This is a genomic window from Candidatus Nitrosotalea sinensis (assembly GCF_900143675.1).
Classification (GTDB): Archaea; Thermoproteota; Nitrososphaeria; order Nitrososphaerales; family Nitrosopumilaceae; genus Nitrosotalea; species Nitrosotalea sinensis.
Genome location: NZ_FRFC01000003.1, coordinates 559641 through 574502, shown reverse-complemented (window position 1 = coordinate 574502; position 14862 = coordinate 559641). Strand labels below are relative to the sequence as shown.

The 14862-nt window shown below is 37.9% G+C and carries 23 protein-coding genes; 11 read left to right on the top strand and 12 right to left on the bottom strand.

Going from position 1 to position 14862, the window contains the following annotated elements; all coding sequences use genetic code 11:
* Positions 1-43 precede the first annotated feature (43 nt).
* On the top strand, positions 44-721 hold the full coding sequence (locus tag NSIN_RS04955; RefSeq protein ID WP_101009659.1) for a hypothetical protein: 678 nt from the start codon (positions 44-46) through the stop codon (positions 719-721).
* Between the two features lie 9 nt (positions 722-730).
* On the opposite strand, the gene NSIN_RS04950 is transcribed toward NSIN_RS04955, so the two are convergent.
* The gene (locus tag NSIN_RS04950; RefSeq protein WP_101009658.1) at positions 731-2929 is read right to left on the bottom strand and encodes a CDC48 family AAA ATPase; all 2199 of its coding nucleotides are present in this window, start codon (positions 2927-2929) and stop codon (positions 731-733) included.
* A gap of 65 nt (positions 2930-2994) precedes the next feature.
* On the opposite strand from NSIN_RS04950, the gene NSIN_RS04945 reads away from it, so the two are divergent.
* Positions 2995-3300: a hypothetical protein gene (locus NSIN_RS04945; RefSeq protein WP_245871907.1), complete on the top strand. Its 306-nt coding sequence runs from the start codon at positions 2995-2997 to the stop codon at positions 3298-3300.
* 156 nt (positions 3301-3456) lie between these two features.
* On the opposite strand, the gene NSIN_RS04940 is transcribed toward NSIN_RS04945, so the two are convergent.
* From NSIN_RS04940 to NSIN_RS04935, 3 genes are read right to left on the bottom strand one after another with little or no spacing between them, the layout of a single operon-like run.
* Complete coding sequence (locus tag NSIN_RS04940) at positions 3457-4101, bottom strand: DUF2203 family protein (protein WP_101009656.1); 645 nt, start codon at positions 4099-4101, stop codon at positions 3457-3459.
* A 30-nt stretch (positions 4102-4131) separates the two neighbouring features.
* Complete coding sequence (locus NSIN_RS09450) at positions 4132-4302, bottom strand: hypothetical protein (RefSeq protein ID WP_165775246.1); 171 nt, start codon at positions 4300-4302, stop codon at positions 4132-4134.
* A gap of 38 nt (positions 4303-4340) precedes the next feature.
* A complete protein-coding gene (locus NSIN_RS04935; protein WP_165775245.1) occupies positions 4341-4787 on the bottom strand; it encodes a MarR family winged helix-turn-helix transcriptional regulator in 447 nt (148 codons plus the stop codon).
* Positions 4788-4881: 94 nt separating this feature from the next.
* On the opposite strand from NSIN_RS04935, the gene NSIN_RS04930 reads away from it, so the two are divergent.
* From NSIN_RS04930 to NSIN_RS04920, 3 genes are all read left to right on the top strand, one after another.
* A complete protein-coding gene (locus NSIN_RS04930) occupies positions 4882-5178 on the top strand; it encodes a winged helix-turn-helix domain-containing protein (RefSeq protein ID WP_101009654.1) in 297 nt (98 codons plus the stop codon).
* A 76-nt stretch (positions 5179-5254) separates the two neighbouring features.
* Complete coding sequence (locus NSIN_RS04925) at positions 5255-6004, top strand: hypothetical protein (protein ID WP_101009653.1); 750 nt, start codon at positions 5255-5257, stop codon at positions 6002-6004.
* Positions 6005-6153: 149 nt separating this feature from the next.
* Positions 6154-6885: a pentapeptide repeat-containing protein gene (locus NSIN_RS04920; RefSeq protein ID WP_101009652.1), complete on the top strand. Its 732-nt coding sequence runs from the start codon at positions 6154-6156 to the stop codon at positions 6883-6885.
* A gap of 36 nt (positions 6886-6921) precedes the next feature.
* On the opposite strand, the gene NSIN_RS04915 is transcribed toward NSIN_RS04920, so the two are convergent.
* The 3 genes from NSIN_RS04915 to NSIN_RS04900 all read right to left on the bottom strand — a co-directional run bounded on the left by NSIN_RS04915 (position 6922) and on the right by NSIN_RS04900 (position 9443).
* Positions 6922-8142 (bottom strand): S53 family peptidase, encoded by a 1221-nt coding sequence (locus tag NSIN_RS04915; protein WP_449289576.1) that lies wholly within the window; start codon positions 8140-8142, stop codon positions 6922-6924.
* Between the two features lie 84 nt (positions 8143-8226).
* The gene (locus NSIN_RS04910) at positions 8227-8868 is read right to left on the bottom strand and encodes a hypothetical protein (protein WP_101009650.1); all 642 of its coding nucleotides are present in this window, start codon (positions 8866-8868) and stop codon (positions 8227-8229) included.
* Positions 8869-9224: 356 nt separating this feature from the next.
* Positions 9225-9443 (bottom strand): CbtB domain-containing protein, encoded by a 219-nt coding sequence (locus NSIN_RS04900; RefSeq protein ID WP_101010087.1) that lies wholly within the window; start codon positions 9441-9443, stop codon positions 9225-9227.
* A 106-nt stretch (positions 9444-9549) separates the two neighbouring features.
* On the opposite strand from NSIN_RS04900, the gene NSIN_RS04895 reads away from it, so the two are divergent.
* Entirely contained in the window at positions 9550-10188 is a 639-nt protein-coding gene (locus NSIN_RS04895) for a DUF4443 domain-containing protein (protein ID WP_101009649.1), read from the top strand.
* A gap of 21 nt (positions 10189-10209) precedes the next feature.
* Here the strand turns inward: NSIN_RS04895 and NSIN_RS04890 are convergent, their stop codons facing one another.
* Both NSIN_RS04890 and NSIN_RS04885 read right to left on the bottom strand, forming a co-directional pair.
* Positions 10210-11055 carry a hypothetical protein gene (locus NSIN_RS04890; protein ID WP_101009648.1) on the bottom strand — a complete coding sequence of 282 codons (846 nt, stop codon included), beginning with the start codon at positions 11053-11055 and terminating at the stop codon, positions 10210-10212.
* Positions 11056-11336: 281 nt separating this feature from the next.
* On the bottom strand, positions 11337-11813 hold the full coding sequence (locus NSIN_RS04885; protein ID WP_101009647.1) for an acyl-CoA thioesterase: 477 nt from the start codon (positions 11811-11813) through the stop codon (positions 11337-11339).
* 92 nt (positions 11814-11905) lie between these two features.
* Between NSIN_RS04885 and NSIN_RS04880 the strand changes: the two genes are divergently transcribed.
* The 3 genes from NSIN_RS04880 to NSIN_RS04870 are packed head-to-tail and all read left to right on the top strand — an operon-like array spanning position 11906 to position 13014.
* Entirely contained in the window at positions 11906-12298 is a 393-nt protein-coding gene (locus NSIN_RS04880; RefSeq protein WP_101009646.1) for an SRPBCC family protein, read from the top strand.
* Positions 12299-12344: 46 nt separating this feature from the next.
* On the top strand, positions 12345-12557 hold the full coding sequence (locus tag NSIN_RS04875; RefSeq protein WP_101009645.1) for a hypothetical protein: 213 nt from the start codon (positions 12345-12347) through the stop codon (positions 12555-12557).
* A 1-nt stretch (position 12558) separates the two neighbouring features.
* The gene (locus tag NSIN_RS04870) at positions 12559-13014 is read left to right on the top strand and encodes a hypothetical protein (RefSeq protein ID WP_101009644.1); all 456 of its coding nucleotides are present in this window, start codon (positions 12559-12561) and stop codon (positions 13012-13014) included.
* Between the two features lie 7 nt (positions 13015-13021).
* On the opposite strand, the gene NSIN_RS04865 is transcribed toward NSIN_RS04870, so the two are convergent.
* The 3 genes from NSIN_RS04865 to NSIN_RS04855 are packed head-to-tail and all read right to left on the bottom strand — an operon-like array spanning position 13022 to position 14051.
* Positions 13022-13357, bottom strand: a complete 336-nt coding sequence (locus NSIN_RS04865) for a hypothetical protein (RefSeq protein ID WP_101009643.1) — start codon at positions 13355-13357, stop codon at positions 13022-13024.
* Between the two features lie 39 nt (positions 13358-13396).
* Positions 13397-13795 (bottom strand): hypothetical protein, encoded by a 399-nt coding sequence (locus NSIN_RS04860; RefSeq protein WP_101009642.1) that lies wholly within the window; start codon positions 13793-13795, stop codon positions 13397-13399.
* Positions 13796-13838: 43 nt separating this feature from the next.
* Positions 13839-14051, bottom strand: coding sequence for a DUF167 domain-containing protein (locus tag NSIN_RS04855; protein ID WP_101009641.1), 213 nt, complete (start codon positions 14049-14051; stop codon positions 13839-13841).
* A gap of 48 nt (positions 14052-14099) precedes the next feature.
* On the opposite strand from NSIN_RS04855, the gene NSIN_RS04850 reads away from it, so the two are divergent.
* Both NSIN_RS04850 and NSIN_RS04845 read left to right on the top strand, forming a co-directional pair.
* On the top strand, positions 14100-14333 hold the full coding sequence (locus NSIN_RS04850) for a hypothetical protein (RefSeq protein ID WP_101009640.1): 234 nt from the start codon (positions 14100-14102) through the stop codon (positions 14331-14333).
* An 18-nt stretch (positions 14334-14351) separates the two neighbouring features.
* Entirely contained in the window at positions 14352-14846 is a 495-nt protein-coding gene (locus NSIN_RS04845; RefSeq protein ID WP_218192579.1) for a YqaA family protein, read from the top strand.
* Positions 14847-14862 lie beyond the last annotated feature (16 nt).

Genomic DNA, 14862 nt, shown 5'->3' with positions numbered 1-14862 from the left:
ACGTGTGAGAGCGATTATTTACGGGGGATACAAGTGATGCTTCATGAGCGAAGTAAGAGATCCCTTTAGCACATGGCAAGAAAACAAGACCTTACTTAATGCAATTTTCATGAAAGACAAGATTTCCAAATACCCAAAACATACAGTTGATGATTATTTTGCTTCATTGCAAAAGGCCCAAAAGAAGATAGAGTTTACAAGAGACCCATTTGAGATAGACATGATTACAGACATTGTTTCAGAGTACCTGATGGACATGCAGTGGAATGTAAAACAAGATATGCCAGACAATGATTTTGACGCACAATACAGATTTGATTTGGTTGCAAGAAAAGAAAAAAGAACAATCTGCGTTCTGGTCCAGCCAGAGATTACAAGAGATGTATTGTTAGACATTAAAAAAGACATTTTTGATAGAAAAAAAGAGATACCCAGTACCAGAATACTTGTGGCCACTGACATCATGGAACTGCCATATGTTTTGCAAAAAGGATCACTGTCTGATTTAATTTCAGACATGGCACTAAAATACAAACTCGGTATGCTGTTTGTTGAGAAAAATCGAGACTATCAGGAGACATGGCTTGTGCCATCAGAATTTTTTAATTTGCCAAAACCCACCCCGGAAAGCGACAGAACATATCATAACAAAAAATACCAGAAAAAAGAATTTCAGAAAAGAGAACCTAGATCAAATAACTTTAGAAGATATAGAAACTAGATTGGAAACTTACCTAAAGTGAGATACTGTTACCTTTTGTCCAATCTTTAGTTCTTTTTGTATCTTGACTTTCTTGACTGCTTCTTCAAAGTCTCTCATCTTGACTTTGGCAACATCTACTTGTTTTTCTGCATCCTTTGGATCTGGATACTGGTCAACAAAGTGATGCAATACAATGGATGCTGCAGTATTTGCAATAGATGCAACATCAGCACCACTCATTCCTTCTGTCATCTCCGCAATCTTTGCCAAGTCAACATAATCAGGATTTAGTCCGTTTGGCGTTCCCATCTCTTTTTCCATCGGGATGTCCTTGGAACTGATTTCAAGTATCTTCAATCTTCCTTCCTTGTCTGGAATTGGAACTACAATTATTTTGTCAAATCTGCCAGGTCTGAGAAGTGCAGGGTCAATCATGTCTGCTCTGTTTGTTGCAGCAATTACTACAACTCCATTTAGTGTTGTAATTCCATCCATCTCAGTCAATAACTGACTGACAACTTTTTCAGTTGTAGAGCTTTCACCCATTCCCCTAATTGGAGTAATGGAATCAATTTCATCAAAGAATATGACACATGGTGAAGATTGTCTTGCCCTTCGAAATATCTCTCGAATTCCACGCTCTGATTCTCCAATCCATTTAGATAGCAATTCAGGTCCCTTGACAGAGATGAAATTTGCCTCACTCTCAGTAGCTACAGCTTTTGCAAGAAGTGTTTTACCTGTACCACTTGGACCATGCAATAAGATGCCACGCGGCATGCGATATCCAAGTTGTGAATAAAGGCCAGGATATTTCATTGGCCACTCTACTGCTTCCTGGAGTTCTCTTTTTACATTTTCCAGTCCTCCAATTTCATCCCATTTAATGTCAGGTGTCTCAATGTACACTTCACGCATTCCTGCTGGTGTAACATCACGAAATGCAAGTTGGAAGTCATCAGAGTTTACAATTAGTTTGTCAAGTGTCTCCGGAGGAATCTTTTCTTCAGAGAGATTAATTTCAGGCAACAGTCTTCTCAAGCATTTCATTGCAGCCTCTTTGCACAAATATTCAAGATCAGCGCCCACATATCCATGACTTGAACCGGCAATTTTTTCCAAGTTAATGTCATCACTCAAGGGCATATTTCGTGTGTGTATAAGCAATATCTCTTGTCTTCCTTTTTTATCCGGTACTTTGATCTCAATTTCTCTGTCAAATCTTCCAGGCCTTCTAAGAGCCGGGTCTAATGCATTTGGTCTGTTTGTAGCAGCAATGACAATTACTTTGCCTCTACCTTCAAGACCGTCCATTAATGACAACATTTGTGAAACAACTCTACGTTCCACCTCTCCTGTTACTTCTTCTCTTTTTGGTGCAATAGAATCAATTTCATCTACAAATATGATTGAAGGCGCCTTTTCTTTTGCCTCCTTGAAAATTTCCCTCAATCTTGCTTCACTTTCACCATAGAACTTGCTCATTATCTCAGGCCCGGATATGCTGATAAAGTGAGCATTAGTTTCATTTGCAACTGCTTTAGCAAGAAGTGTCTTTCCAGTTCCAGGAACACCATATAACAATACACCTTTTGGTGCTTCAACTCCTAGTTTTTCAAATATTTCAGGATGTCTCATAGGAAGTTCAATCATCTCCCTAACTTTTTTTATCTCATCTGACATTCCACCAATGTCTTCATACGATACTTGTGGTACACCTCTTACACTCTCACCTTTTTCAGCAATGTGGAATTCGGTCTTGGGTGTAACAAGTACAGCATCAGAAGAAGGCGTTATGCCAATTACCTGAAATGTCAGTCTGCCACCAAAGTAAGGCACCATGATATTATCACCTTTTACTAAAGGAATATTTTCAAGAGAATCAGTAAGATATCTTTCATCTATTGGAGGTATAGAATCAAGTGGTGCTACTGTTACCTTTTCTGCAGGTACTGCCTTGATTTTTCTAACAGTTACAGTATCACCAATTCCTACTCCAGTATTGTTTCGTCCAAGTCCGTCAATTCTCAGAATTCCTTTTCCCTCATCAGACGGATACAATGGCAAGCACCGTGCTACAGATCTTCGCTTTCCGGTGATCTCTAATATATCACCAGTTGCTGCCCCAAGTGCATCCATTGATTCATAATCAATGCGTGTTACTCCTCGGCCAACATCCCTAGTGTATGCTTCCAATATTTTTAGTTGAATTGAATTTTGGGCTATGATTATCTTGAATATGCATGTCTTGTTATACCTTTTGGATGATTCGTACTTGATGCAAGCATACCATGCTCACAATATCACCTGGACTTTTATACAGTAAACAATATCGCAAGTATAGATTGGATGCATATCTTGAAGAAGAATTGTATGATCTAATAACATACTGTATTCAAAATTCAGATGCCTCAGACTATACCACAAAAGAAGAAAGAATCAAGCAGATAGGACAAGAGTTGTTTGCAGACGGCGGTGTTGATACACTTGAGAACATGTATTTTTCAATAGAACATAGAGTCAAAGACGAGATCTCTGCAGATGCAAAACCCTTCCGCTCTTTATGGAACGGAATTAGCAACGAGTGGAATTATTAAGCAACCGCAGTTTGAAGTTTCTCTTCTTGTATAGGTTGCTGCATTGCCTTTCGTGCTCTGCTAAGAGCCATTCTCATGTACTCGACTTCAATTTCATCAAGCATTTCGCACATGATGTATGATACAAAATAATAGTACTTAAAAAATGCGTTTCTTTTATACAAAAGATCTCTTTGTATCAGGATTGTTCAGATGTTTTAGATTTGTGCAATATTCAATCCAGTTGTGGGTAAATGATATTTCCTTGTCGCCATAAAGATAGCATCCCAGCACATTTTTGCCATCAAGTTTTAGCGGAAAATCAATTACAAATTGTTCCGTGTCACCTATTTTTCTAAAATAAGTAGGCCTGAGCCCCATGAGATATAACTCAATTATATATTCAAACGGATTTACTCCTCCTAATTTTTCCTTGACAGATTCAAAAACTGCATATCTTGCTGCATATTTTGCAGCATCATGAGCAGCATCTTTTACAGTCTCACCTGAAACAAACTCGTTTCCATACCAACCAAAATTGGTACGTGCTGCATAGCTTGCTTCCTTCCATGCAAAATTCCATGCTGCATCCCATGTGTTTTGCTTGCCAGATTTTATTGCCGCTATTCGTGCCAAGTCCCAAAGCAAGTCAGATGCATGCTGGATTGTATCATTTTCTTTTTTCCAGGTCAGTAAAGTTTTTTGATATTTTTCTACAAGATCTGCTACCTTTGGAATTAGAGAATTTGCTTCTTGAACAGATCGGGATGGATTGAAATATTTTATTGATTGTAACTTGGAATCAGCCTGTGTTTGCGACATGAGCAATATGAAAAATTTTTAAGTTTAATATTAATCTGTTTTTTTACGCTCGTAGAGTTTTTCAGGAGGTTTGTGTTTGTCTTTTTTCCTTCCAGGCAGATACAGCTTTGCAACAGCACCAATCATGAATCCGCCAACTACCACTATGGCAATTCCACTTGCAACCAATACCAAAACTCTTCCGATAGACCGTATTGCCATCATATCATAATTGGTACTACTGCTAAATATGGATTTGATTATTCTCCCAGATATTCAGAGAGATTTTTAGATATTTTGCGTATAGTCCTTATTGCAGACTGGACCTCTTGCTCTGAAAGACTTGTGGTTGATACCTTGCGAACCTGAGATGCACAATCCATCATAGAATCCCATAGTCTGTCAGCCTTGGGTGTTGTGAATATTCTCTTTATCCTCCTATCTTTTGAATCAGGTTTTCTTTTCACATACCCATCTTCTTCCATTTTATCAATAACAGGAACAAGTGTAGGGCTTTCAACACCTATCTTATCTGCAAGTTCTCTCAATGTGGAACCAGACTGGGCATACAATGCAAAAATTATCTTTGCCTGGGTGATGGTAATACCTGCTTTATTTCGTAATTCAACATCATATGCTTTCTGTATCACTTTTGATGCAGCATATACCACAAAACCTACACTGTTTTCATAGTCAAAGGTTTTCATTTGATTTCTAATCATTAGATTCCTAATGATTATATAGACCTTGTTCTACAACTTTGATATGAAAAGAAAAACAAACTCAACGGAGTTAATTTAGATGGCAGTAAGTCTAAAACAACAATATCGCTCTGAAGTTGGAATAATTGCAGAAGTATTGCAAATCACTATGGAGTACGGCATGGAAGGTACAATAATCTCAACAATAGCTCGTAGAGCAAACCTTTCACACTATACAGCCATGGAGAAATGTCAAAAGTTGATAGATTTTGGATTGATGGAATCAAGAGAGGACAAGAAGAGTCGTTATTTTGTCATCACTGAAAAAGGAATCAAGTTCTACCAAGAAATGCAAAAGTTTCTCCAGGTTGTTCAAGAGATCAAAATAAGATACTAGAACAACCAATTCAAATCATTTTTTTGTCAACATAACATCACTTGCTTTAAATTAAGAGCACCTAGTCTTGCAATGAATGCCAGAAGATCTAATTGCAATCATAGAGGAATTGATTAAAGCCCAGAAAGGCGATATTACAAGATTACAAAATATCCTGTCAGCAATAAAAAATGAAGAACCAGTCTCTTTTGAAGATCATCAATACGTAGAAAGCCTTGCTCCAAATCCAGATACCATAGTAGACGAGACCAAAACTAACACCACCACTGAGACTCCAGAATCAGTTCCAAGCGTTTCAACTAGTGATGATACAACCAAGCCTGTAAGATCACCTGCAAAAAAATACGCCACTGTTGGAATCATAATTGCAATTGTTCTTGTTGCATATGTAGGACTAGACATCTATGCTGTAAACAGTCTCCAATTTCGTCCTCATCATGGTCAACAGGTAGTAATTTCAGACACTCAGCTTGGCATTCAATCTGATGCATGCAATCCATCGTATTTTCCAGCAACATTTGCCAACTATAAGATAATAGCCATGTACGAATCAAAAGAGATAGAAAATGCTACGATGCAAGGGGTTACTCTATCACCAAAATCAGCAGCAATTCTAAACGGAATCTTTTCCATAAACAAAGAAGCCGCAACCCAGATTGCAAACGAGAGCCTTCCGTTTGATCCTTCCAAGGCAACTATAACAACATTAGTCGATGCCCCCATCTTCGGCGTGATACCATATTCAGTTGACACAAAATATGCCGCACAAGATTTCCAGGATAGAATGAAAAATCCTCCCCCTGGAACATTTGACTGTTACCCGTAAAACAAGGACGGAGATTTTTTACAACAATAATTTCCAACGAAATCTCTGATGAAATTAAAACATCATTCCACATTGTTAGAATTAAAATATGTTTTCAGAAAATATTTCTCTCAGACAAATTAAATATTATCAATTAGCTTGCCCTAACAATGCAAGCAAACTACAAAATAATTTTATTTTTAGCAATTGCACTTGCCCTACCAACAAGTCAAATGACAGTATTTGCTGCAGATTATACCCCATACAATAGTTCTACAATGAGAACATCCACCCATACACAGACAAAGTTCTGCCCATACAATTTTTCAGTCAATTCAGATTTGACAAACTGTACAACATATGGACTTGTAATCCATGACAAGAGTCTCAAAGGTGCAAACCTGTCAGGTAGTATCTTTACAAGTGCAGACATTTACAATGTCAATCTATCCCATGCTAACTTGCAGAATGCAACTCTGAGAGGTTCAGTCATTGCAAGTGCTGACTTGTCATATGCAGACCTTCGAGGTGCAGACCTTCGAGGAATCAACTTTTATCATTCAAATCTAGAAGGTGCAGACCTTCGCGGTGCCAAGATAACTGGATCTATATTTCCAAGCGTCAACTTTGAAGATGCAAACTTGCAAGGAGTAGTCTTTTCACAAACAAAATCAGAGCTTGCTAATTTTCTAGACGCAAATTTGCAGGACGTGGACATGTCACAAGCAGAACTTTTGGGAGCAGACTTTACAGGAGCAAACTTGCAAGATGCAGATCTTCACAACTCCGACCTTGCAGGAGGTAGCCTGGCACAGGCAAATCTAAGTGGAGCCAATGTAGGTGGACTTGATACAGCTGGAGCAGACCTTTCATGCCATGGTCACCAGATATGCATCGGTTAAAGAAATACAACTAGTGCAGATATCCAACTCAAGAATTTAATGAGTCAGCATATATGACACTAGGCCATTTGAAAGTGGACTACCTACTCCAGTCACAAGATCATATCCAGTACCTGCAACAAACCCTCCGTTACTTCCAGATACTATATCTCTAAAGTCGCTTGGATAGTTTATTCCAGTTGCACCACCATATACTAGAGTGTTGGTGCCATACGATATAGAGGACATCGGACTTGGTCGCTGACTGTTTACAATTGCAGACAAGGCAGCCCATTGTGGAGCACCAGCACTAGTACCACCCACTTGGAACCACCCTTTTGTTCCCTGATAACCAAGACTGTCATATACCGGAACACCAGTACTTGGGTCTCCATCATATGATACATCAGGTATTGCGCGTTTATTGTCACTTAGAATACCATAATTGATCTGATATGGTTGCTCTGCTTCATAGATACTTGTTCCTCCTCCGCTTCCGCTCCATCCAGTCTCACTTGATACATTTCCAAGATTATCTACATTGAGCGTAGTTCCTCCAACGGCTATGACATAAGGAGATACTGCAGGATACATGGTACCATTACCACTATCGCCAGATGATGCAAAGAAGCTTATGTTATTTTTGTTAAAATGAGAATCATAACTTAACTCGGATGAAAATTCCGAACCACCCCAACTCATGGAGACTTGATTTGCTCCCTTCCCTACAGCATAATCTACAGCATTCATCAAATCAGGAAAGTTAGCAGACTTGGATTCCACCAAAATTATCTTTGCACCAGGAGCTATTGCATGTGCCCATTGTACATCAAGTGATTCTTCTAATGCCCAACCATGATCAGACTTTGTAGGACCATTAGACATTACTTTAGTAAAACATCCATTTAGGTTAGTGCAAGCAGGTAATCCAAATTTTGTACTAAAGGTTGTAAGGTCTTTTTGAGCATTAGGATCATCATAAGCATCTACAATTGCTATTGTCTGACCATATCCACACAGATTGGAACTACCAAAAGTTCCAGTGTATGAACAAGTCAATTTCTCAAATCCATATGCATATCTAATTTGAGCAGGTGTAATGCCAGTAGGAGATGCAGCTGCTTCTCTCTTTACATGAATAGGCGGATGTCCTTCCCATGTATCAGGTGGTCCTTTTACAGTATTTTTTTCAGCATATGCCATATCAGATGAGCTTGAAAATGAGAATGAAATCAAAGACAAAAACAACATCATACTAAGAAGACTTGTTTTTGCAATATCACGGTACACATGCAAAATCTTTTTGCATGATTATTAAGAATTACTACCAGTTACAACAAGACACTCAAGTGCCTATATAGATTACCCGTGTTTTCCGTGCATCTCAGATTCATCAGTAGCGTTGGACATGTGTCTTTCCTCTCCAACACCCATCTTACCATGTTCTTTGAGCCCTTTTGCCAAACCAGTCATGTTAAGATCATGTATCTTGTGTTTGGCAGCATCATCGTTTATTCCCTTTATTGCGTTATTTCTGTCATCGTCAGATATCTTAGAGCCTTCAGCATCATGTTTGAGAGTCATCAAATTTTTTCCAAATTGTTTGAACAGATTATTGAATTGAGTTCTCAGATCTTGATATTTTTCTTGAATGGTCTTAAGAGTAGCATGGCATTGGTCAATTATCTGAGTCCTATTTTCAGGTGCAGCAGTCTTCATCTGTTCATGACAATCCTTTATCGCTTGAATATTTTCAACCTTTTGTTGTTGGAATATGGTAGTAGCATTATGAACAAAATCAGAGATTTCTTGACCAACGTTTGTTCCATTTAGATTTGGCATTGTTGCCATCCCAGTATCATTTTCACCAGATCTTGTCTGGTTTTCATCAGGTGATTTTGTTTGATTATCATTTCCCTCATTTTCTGCATATACACCAGAAAATCCAATTGGTAGTACAAGTGAAAGTGTCAAAGCCAAAAGTAAGATTGAAGTTATTTTCATGTAATCGTTTTCCAGTACTGTATATTTAAAGATCAAGTCGTAATAGTATGATTTCTCTGCAAAGCCTAAATATTTTGAAGCGTTACTTGGAGCAATGGGACTAATAGACAAAGCCAAAGGCGTTGCCAAAGAGGTTGCCAAGAAGGGAGCCGAAAAGGGAATAGACCTTGGAAAAAAAAGGCATTGAAAAAGGCACCGAGTTGGGAGTTCGAGGATACGAAGGTGCAAAAGAATCCGCAAAGAAAGGCTATGAGAATGCCAAGAAGAAACAATCTTCTTAAAAATTTCCAATTTTTTGATTTCAAATATTTACACTAGGCAGAAAGAGATTTGAAAAGAATAGAAGTGGTTTTCACTTAATGACACGGAAAACCTGATGCGTGTCTCATGTCATGTGAGAACTCGTGGAGATACATGTCCCCATATGCATTTTGACCCTGAACCAAACTAAATAGTTGACCTTGATCAAAACCCATTGAGAAGAATCCTACTCCAAATAGTACCAACAAGATTCCCACTGCTAATTTGGGAACGCCATGACTGGATTTTGTCAATTGTTGCAAAATTTTTGCCATTTTCATTTCAAATATTTGAATATTATTTAAACAATCGGATGGTTTATCCAACTCAAGTCATACTAGACTTAAATTTGATACTCTAAGATACCAGCTTTGGTGTAAAATGCATCAAGTTATTCATTTGCTCTCCAAAGTTGCAGAAAGACATGCCCCAAGCAGAATGCTAAGTTTTGATCTAGTTCATGTAATCAAAACAATGCAAATGATGGCAGACAGCAAAAAGATAAGCAGATCAAGTATGATGCAAGAACTTGATCTCGGAGAAGGTTCTGTAAAGACACTTGTAAAACACATGAAGATGTACGGACTTGTGGAAAACTCTAACGCAGGAATGTGGATGACCGACAAGGGAAAGACAATCTATTCTAAGATACATTCGTTTATTCCAAAAGAGGCAGATATTTCCAAATGTGCCATTGCACTAGGCAAATTCAATCATGCCGTGCTTGTAAAGAACATGGCCTATAACATCAGAAGTGGTATTGAACAGAGAGATGCAGCAATAAAAGCAGGTGCAGTAGGTGCAACCACACTTGTCTGCAAAAATGACAGACTGGTGCTTCCTGGAACAGATGAAGATTTGATAAAAAACAACAAAGACATCCATCACATCATAATGGAAAAATTATCTCCAGAGCAAGATGATGTCATAATAATTGGAAGCTCACAAAGCAAGAAAATTGCAGAGCGGGCTGCAAAAAGTGCAGCACTATACACTATTGAAGATCATGAAAAACACTAGAAACATTTCAGAATTATATCATCATATATGTATCTGATATGTTTTGATTTTAGGAACCAAAAATATTGCCAACAAGACAGACAACACAAACATCATGCCTGATATATTACCAAATTCTGGTACAACCTGCGTTCCAATTATCTCTATTTTAGAATCACCGCTGACTAGAGGAATATCCAATATCCTATATTGCGAGTCAGATGCTTCCTCTTGGAATGAGGTCACCTCATCATCATCTACAAAGATGAGAAATGATTCGTCAGCATTGCCAGTCTTTTTTGCATCAAGCAACAGCCTAGGAATCTCAAGATGAAGCATTCCAGGATATTGAGCATCAAGATGCACCACAAGTGAAATGTCTTGAGGGTCAATTACTATGCTTTTGACTGTACCGCCCGTGATGGTATAGTTTAGATCAAAGTTTTGTCCACTAGACATGTCCTTCACATTAAAGACTCCTTCCACAGGAATATCTTTTTGTTCAAAGTCAAATTGCACGGTAGCTGAAACATGTTTGAAGCCATATTGTGCAATCAGAGTGTATTGACCTGGAAGTCTCCACAACGGACCTTCAATTTTCAGAGGCAAAGAGAATCGTCCATCAGCAGTAACAAGTATTTGTTCAACATGCACAAGATTGTTTGTAGGATCAAGTATTTGCAAAGTCAATGGTATTTGAGATACAACATTTTTTACCGATCCAGATACTATCATGATATCACCAGTGTTGTATCGCGTCTTGTCTATCTTGACTGTAATTTGAGAATCAACAGGTGCAGTCTGAGCCCAGACAGGTGGAGTGTTTGAAAGACACATCATGGTACATGCAAACACAGCAAGACAGCTTGCCGCTAGAATTTTTTTCATTTTCGAGATTATACAGTGTCATCTATTGCTATAAAATAAAATCATTCCGTATGATTGGATCATTGTAAAACACACCCAACCAGCTTTAAGCTTTTCTTATGAAAATTAAGCTATAATCTTTAGCGACCCCTATATGGTATTGCATCCAATACAGTATAGAAAATCCCAGTATGCAAGTCATTTTTCAGATTTTCATACAAGATGATTTTCACAGAGGGAGCCCAGACATCCAGTCACGCCCTCTGAGTTTTTATTTCCAAATTATGAATAACATCAAAATCCTAATGCTGTTTTCGTTCTCTTTTTCTCTGTAACATTCTCTGTTCCCCTTCTGCAAATCTCTTCTTTTCATCATCAGTTACAAGCAAGAGCGGAGGAACATCAGTAGGTCTGCCATTCTCATCTAGTGCTACAGATGTCACATATGCAGTATTAGTCAGAGTTTTAACTCCAGTAAACAGATTTTCTGCTTCAACGTGTATCTCAATTTCCATAGAAGATCTTGAGACATAGTTTAACCTGGCATTTAGTATCAATGCATTTCCAACCATCACAGGTTTGAGAAAGTTTACCCTGTCAATTGATGCTGTCACTGCATTTCTTTTGCAGTGCCTCTGCGCTACAAGACCTGCAATCAAGTCAATCTGCCTTAGAATCTCACCACCAAAGACATTGCCAGCAGGATTTGCATCAGATGGAAACATTCTGACAGTCATCTCTGCCTTTGATTCATCTGCGCTCTTTGGTTTTAGTGACATGCTACTGCAATGGGATACATGGCGCATTTATGAGTTATTCTTTCTGGTTCTAGCAAACATTGTTTAATTAACATAGATTTACAAAAAAAGTATTGAATTCAATAACCGAGACATGTGTAGTCAATGCTCCAAGAGATACAGTGTTCGAGTTTTTATCAGATATAGAAAATCTACCGCAATGGAGTACAAAGTTTGTCAACAAACTATCAAAAGTACAAGACAAGTACATTGCACAGACCCCAATAGGAGAGGTCTTCATAAGACTTGATGTATCCAAGACGGCAGGCTTGATTGACATTTATGCAGGCCCTAAAGAGGATGCCATGACTCCAGCATACATGAGAGTAATCTCACTTTCAAACAATGACACTGCAGTGATGTTCACTTTTTTTCAATATGATTCCACACCTGATGCATTATGGAAGATATTTTGTCAATGGATAAAAATCGAAGTGGAAAATATCAGAAAGCATTTTGATTCATAAAATAAAACCAATATTATATCACATGTAAAATCAAGAGAGATATCAAATGAAGTATTTTTGGTGGAGGCTTGTAGATTATGCCACAGGAGCCCTAGTTGGAGGTCTTGTAGTATTTCTTGTCAACAAGTTTGTGTGTAGCCAGTGTCTAGGCCATTATACGCCAATCCTGATGCTAGGAATATGGATTGGTTTTATGTTATTGTGTAATGTTGTATTTCAAAAAATAAAGCCTTCAAACATACAACAAGACAAGCCATGATTTGACAGAAAGCAAATATAGCTTGTATGTTACACCATTATTGAAAATGGTTTTTTTTGATGACTTTTGCAAAAACGTAGTTTTACTTGATAAAAAAATAAGATTTGCAGGAATTGCAGATGGTGATGGAACACTAGAAGGCGTTGCAGAAAGGCCAGGATTGATTCCAGTCATGAAACCTGAAGAGAGAGCCCAGTATGCAATAACTGCTGCCACAAGACAGTACACCAGACTGAGATGGGAGTATTTACTTGGAAAGATATCATACGCCAGCTCACACTATACAAAACTCATCAGAGCTACAATACCAATTGCCGATGAAAACAGAAGACTTGCACATGTATTGTTGCTGTCATTTGATCCTGATGCAGATGACTTTCACAATACAATTACAAAAAAGATAATTCCATTCATAAAACAAAACATGGAAAAAATAATGCAAGAAGCCCAGAAATAATTCTAAATTAACTTCCAGTGTTTATTACAGGCCTTTCCAGTCCCCTATTGCTGATGTATTGTGAAACCCGTGCATCAGAACAAATTGATATGTTTTGTCCCTTGTTTGCATCACAGTACTTGCCTATCTGAAGCATCTCTTGATCACAATCAGAGCTTGGCGTTGTCATGCATGAATCAATATCACTTGTCAATGTAGATACAGAATCAGGACTTTGATTAAGACCCGGTATTGTGCCACTTTGATCCGATGGAGACAAAAAGGGAGAAGCAATAAAGTAAATACTAAAGGCAAATGCAACTGCAATAACAAGATAAGTTGAGAGTCTTCTCCTTTTATCCATAGATTTGCTGTAAATTTCTAAATTATAACTGATCCGAATCTATGATACCAAGATTTGCATCGTCACAGGAGGCGACAAGGCATCAGGGTTTCCCACACTTGCCCACACAAAGACCTGAGCAGTATAAGTTCCAGGAGCAGTAGGAGTCCAAGATTGTGAAGGACTAAGAGACTGACCTGCATCAAGTGTTCCAGTTATCCATGACAAAGAATACACAACTCCATCCTGGTTCTGAATTTGTACAATATAGGCAAACGGCTGGTCTCGGTTTTGGCTGTTTGCAACATCGGTTGTTATTTGGACTTGTTTTCCAACAGTTGTATGCCATACACCATTCTCAAGTATGGCATTTGATTTTGCTACTTGAGAATAACCCGGCTGTAAAACAAACGACATCAACACAACAGATAACGTGATTGCAACCAGAGTCTTGTACATCAAAAAACAGGTAATTTTTCTTGTTTTTTAGGGTTTGGTAGAATCAAGACATGACTTCAATTATCTTGTCTTGTGATTTTTCCCCAGACACAATCCGTATTTTAGATTTTGAGACTCCAAAGTGCTCTGCAACTTTTTTTATGATTTCAAGATTTGCCTTTCCCTTTACAGGTTTGGCCATTATACCAAGCTCCATTTGATCACCTGTAATTTTGATAAAGTCTTTGTGAAACGACACCGATACCTTGTAGAGCACTGACACCTTTGATGTAAGACAAATATTAAAGATACACAGTTACAATTCATGCAAAACAACAGCGAGGATCTTGAGCGATTACAACTATTAGATATTGTATTTACAAGAGGCGTCAATGCACTCTCACGTGCAGAACTTGAACGCCTTCATGACCTGATAGAAAAAAAAGACTATAGTCATGACAAAAAAGCACAAAAATCAAAAACAAAGCTTCTCAAAAAATTAGGCAATGCAATTTATGATCATGATGTAAAATCCGGCAATTCATTTAAAATGAACTAAAATCAAGCTGTGACAATGATGACTGAAATTATCCATTCGGTATTTCGTGATGCATTGTTTATCAAGTATGGCCTTTTGGGACTTTTTTTCAATGGAGTATTCTCAAGTTTCATCCCAATACCTACAGAATTGACAGTATCTGCCCTGTTACTTGGCGGAATTGATCCATTTGAGATATTTTTAACACTTACAGTCGGCTCCATAATTGGGGGATACATTGCGTATTACTTGGGGTACAACGGGCGATTGCTAAAAAAACTCAGAAAAACTCCAGAGAAAAAATATGAACAGAAAGGTATCTCAATAATGTCAAGATACGGATGGTCCACAGTAATTTTCTTGTCACCATGGATTCCAATTGTTGGAGATATTGTATCAATAGTAGCTGGAACAAAAAGATACAACATTGTAAAATACACAATATTTATGACAACTGGTAAAACCGTAAAGGCAATTGCAATCGTATTTTTTGGAGTTCATTTTATACGATGGTTGGTTCACGTTTTTCACTAAAGTATATTATGAGTAT

Bases quoted from the DNA above. Each gene is read 5' to 3' on its own strand.
- NSIN_RS04955 (WP_101009659.1), top strand. From the start codon at position 44: ATGAGCGAAGTAAGAGATCCCTTTAGCACATGGCAAGAAAACAAGACC.
- NSIN_RS04945 (WP_245871907.1), top strand. From the start codon at position 2,995: ATGCTCACAATATCACCTGGACTTTTATACAGTAAACAATATCGCAAG.
- NSIN_RS04940 (WP_101009656.1), bottom strand. From the start codon at position 4,101: ATGTCGCAAACACAGGCTGATTCCAAGTTACAATCAATAAAATATTTC.
- NSIN_RS09450 (WP_165775246.1), bottom strand. From the start codon at position 4,302: ATGGCAATACGGTCTATCGGAAGAGTTTTGGTATTGGTTGCAAGTGGA.
- NSIN_RS04935 (WP_165775245.1), bottom strand. From the start codon at position 4,787: ATGAAAACCTTTGACTATGAAAACAGTGTAGGTTTTGTGGTATATGCT.
- NSIN_RS04930 (WP_101009654.1), top strand. From the start codon at position 4,882: ATGGCAGTAAGTCTAAAACAACAATATCGCTCTGAAGTTGGAATAATT.
- NSIN_RS04925 (WP_101009653.1), top strand. From the start codon at position 5,255: ATGCCAGAAGATCTAATTGCAATCATAGAGGAATTGATTAAAGCCCAG.
- NSIN_RS04920 (WP_101009652.1), top strand. From the start codon at position 6,154: ATGCAAGCAAACTACAAAATAATTTTATTTTTAGCAATTGCACTTGCC.
- NSIN_RS04910 (WP_101009650.1), bottom strand. From the start codon at position 8,868: ATGAAAATAACTTCAATCTTACTTTTGGCTTTGACACTTTCACTTGTA.
- NSIN_RS04900 (WP_101010087.1), bottom strand. From the start codon at position 9,443: ATGGCAAAAATTTTGCAACAATTGACAAAATCCAGTCATGGCGTTCCC.
- NSIN_RS04895 (WP_101009649.1), top strand. From the start codon at position 9,550: ATGCATCAAGTTATTCATTTGCTCTCCAAAGTTGCAGAAAGACATGCC.
- NSIN_RS04890 (WP_101009648.1), bottom strand. From the start codon at position 11,055: ATGAAAAAAATTCTAGCGGCAAGCTGTCTTGCTGTGTTTGCATGTACC.
- NSIN_RS04885 (WP_101009647.1), bottom strand. From the start codon at position 11,813: ATGTCACTAAAACCAAAGAGCGCAGATGAATCAAAGGCAGAGATGACT.
- NSIN_RS04875 (WP_101009645.1), top strand. From the start codon at position 12,345: ATGAAGTATTTTTGGTGGAGGCTTGTAGATTATGCCACAGGAGCCCTA.
- NSIN_RS04865 (WP_101009643.1), bottom strand. From the start codon at position 13,357: ATGGATAAAAGGAGAAGACTCTCAACTTATCTTGTTATTGCAGTTGCA.
- NSIN_RS04860 (WP_101009642.1), bottom strand. From the start codon at position 13,795: ATGTACAAGACTCTGGTTGCAATCACGTTATCTGTTGTGTTGATGTCG.
- NSIN_RS04850 (WP_101009640.1), top strand. From the start codon at position 14,100: ATGCAAAACAACAGCGAGGATCTTGAGCGATTACAACTATTAGATATT.
- NSIN_RS04845 (WP_218192579.1), top strand. From the start codon at position 14,352: ATGACTGAAATTATCCATTCGGTATTTCGTGATGCATTGTTTATCAAG.